This is a genomic window from Amycolatopsis sp. CFH S0740 (genome assembly GCF_004522315.1).
GTDB classification, from domain to species: domain Bacteria; phylum Actinomycetota; class Actinomycetes; order Mycobacteriales; family Pseudonocardiaceae; genus Amycolatopsis; species Amycolatopsis nivea.
Window position 1 is genome coordinate 1 of sequence record NZ_SDLS01000068.1, and the last position, 2,822, is coordinate 2,822.

A 2,822-nucleotide genomic window follows, 5' to 3' on the forward strand; every position below is an offset into this window, starting at 1 on the left:
GGTGTTCCCGAGTAGCAGCGAGCTCGTGGAATTTGCTGTGAATCTGCCGGGACCACCCGGTAAGCCTAAATACTTCCTGAAGACCGATAGCGGACGAGTACCGTGAGGGAAAGATGAAAAGTACCCCGGGAGGGGAGTGAAAGAGTACCTGAAACCGTGTGCCTACAAGCCGTCAGAGCTCACTTTGTTGAGTGATGGCGTGCCTTTTGAAGAATGAGCCTGCGAGTTAGTGCTGCGTGGCGAGGTTAACCCGGGTGGGGTAGCCGTAGCGAAAGCGAGTCTGAATAGGGCGATTGAGTCGCGTGGTCTAGACCCGAAGCGGAGTGATCTACCCATGGCCAGGGTGAAGCGACGGTAAGACGTCGTGGAGGCCCGAACCCACTTAGGTTGAAAACTGAGGGGATGAGCTGTGGGTAGGGGTGAAAGGCCAATCAAACTCCGTGATAGCTGGTTCTCCCCGAAATGCATTTAGGTGCAGCGTCGCGTGTTTCTTGCCGGGGGTAGAGCTACTGGATGGTCTAGGGGCCTTACCGGGTTACCGAAATCAACCAAACTCCGAATACCGGTTAGTGAGAGCGCGGCAGTGAGACGGCGGGGGATAAGCTTCGTCGTCGAGAGGGAAACAGCCCAGAACACCAGCTAAGGCCCCTAAGTGTGTGCTCAGTGGGAAAGGATGTGGGATTGCCCAGACAACCAGGAGGTTGGCTTAGAAGCAGCCACCCTTGAAAGAGTGCGTAATAGCTCACTGGTCAAGTGGTCCTGCGCCGACAATGTAGCGGGGCTTAAGCACACCGCCGAAGCTGTGTCATTCATGCATATACATCCGCCAGTCCTTCGGGGTTGGTGCAGTGGCACGGATGGGTAGGGGAGCGTCCTGCATCCAGGGAAGCGGCCGNACACAATACATCCGCAAGAGCTTTCGGGTTCTTGTGCAGTGGTGTGGATGGGTAGGGGAGCGTCCTGCATCCAGGGAAGCGGCCGCGGAAGCGAGTCGTGGAGGGTGCGGGAGTGAGAATGCAGGCATGAGTAGCGAATGCAGAGTGAGAAACTCTGCCGCCGGATGACCAAGGGTTCCTGGGCCAGGCTAATCCGCCCAGGGTAAGTCGGGACCTAAGGCGAGGCCGACAGGCGTAGTCGATGGACAACGGGTTGATATTCCCGTACCCGAGCATGTGCGCCCATGGCGAGGCGGTTGACACTAACCACCCGAAGCCGCGGTTGAAGTCTTCGGACGGATTCCGTGTGTGGAGCGTGGGACCTGATTCCGTAGTAGTCAAGCGATGGGGTGACGCAGGAAGGTAGCTCCGCCAGGCGATGGTTGTCCTGGTGTAAGCGTGTAGGCCGTCATGTAGGCAAATCCGCATGGCAACAGGCTGAGACGTGATGCGTAGCCGTTTGAGGCGAAGTGGGTGATCCTATGCTGTCGAGAAAAGCCTCTAGTGAGTGCATGCACGGCCCGTACCCCAAACCAACACAGGTGGTCAGGTAGAGAATACCAAGGCGATCGGGTGAACTGTGGTTAAGGAACTCGGCAAAATGCCCCCGTAACTTCGGGAGAAGGGGGGCCAAGCATCTTGAAGTCCCTTGCGGACGGAGGGGTGGTTGGCCGCAGAGACCAGCGGAAAGCGACTGTTTACTAAAAACACAGGTCCATGCGAAGTCGCAAGACGATGTATATGGACTGACGCCTGCCCGGTGCTGGAACGTTAAGAGGACCGGTTAACTCACTTTGTGGGTGAAGCTGAGAATTTAAGCGCCAGTAAACGGCGGTGGNNNGTAACTATAACCATCCTAAGGTAGCGAAATTCCTTGTCGGGTAAGTTCCGACCTGCACGAATGGCGTAACGACTTTCCGGCTGTCTCGACCACAGGCCCGGCGAAATTGCATTACGAGTAAAGATGCTCGTTACGCGCGGCAGGACGGAAAGACCCCGGGACCTTTACTATAGTTTGGTATTGGTTTTCGGTTCGGCTTGTGTAGGATAGGTGGGAGACTGTGAAGCGCTCACGCTAGTGGGTGTGGAGTCGTTGTTGAAATACCACTCTGGTCGGATTGGGAATCTGAACCTCGGACCATGATCTGGTTCAGGGACAGTGCCTGATGGGTAGTTTAACTGGGGCGGTTGCCTCCTAAAGGGTAACGGAGGCGCCCAAAGGTTCCCTCAGCCTGGTTGGCAATCAGGTGTCGAGTGCAAGTGCACAAGGGAGCTTGACTGTGAGACAGACATGTCGAGCAGGGACGAAAGTCGGGACTAGTGATCCGGCACCTCCTGGTGGAAGGGGTGTCGCTCAACGGATAAAAGGTACCCCGGGGATAACAGGCTGATCTTGCCCAAGAGTCCATATCGACGGCATGGTTTGGCACCTCGATGTCGGCTCGTCGCATCCTGGGGCCGGAGTAGGTCCCAAGGGTTGGGCTGTTCGCCCATTAAAGCGGCACGCGAGCTGGGTTTAGAACGTCGTGAGACAGTTCGGTCCCTATCCGCCGCGCGCGCAGGATACTTGAGGAAGGCTGTCCCTAGTACGAGAGGACCGGGACGGACGGACCTCTGGTGTGCCAGTTGTCACGCCAGTGGCATGGCTGGTTGGCTATGTTCGGAAGGGATAACCGCTGAAGGCATCTAAGCGGGAAGCCTGTTCCAAGATGAGGTATCCCACCCCTTTGTGGGTTAAGGCCCCCAAGAGACGATTGGGTTGATAGGCCAGAAATGGAAGCACAGTAATGTGTTGTCGAGTTGACTGGTACTAATAGGCCGAGGACTTGCCCACGAAGATGTTACGCATCCACTCTACGGTTCTGAAACACCACACCGGTCACCCCT

The 2,822-nt window shown here is 56.6% G+C and carries 1 rRNA gene; it reads left to right on the plus strand.

Going from position 1 to position 2,822, the window contains the following annotated elements:
* Nucleotides 1-2,769: ribosomal RNA gene (locus tag EIZ45_RS46650) — 23S ribosomal RNA — on the plus strand; the annotation flags it as partial.
* Between the last annotated feature and the right edge of the window lie 53 nt (nt 2,770-2,822).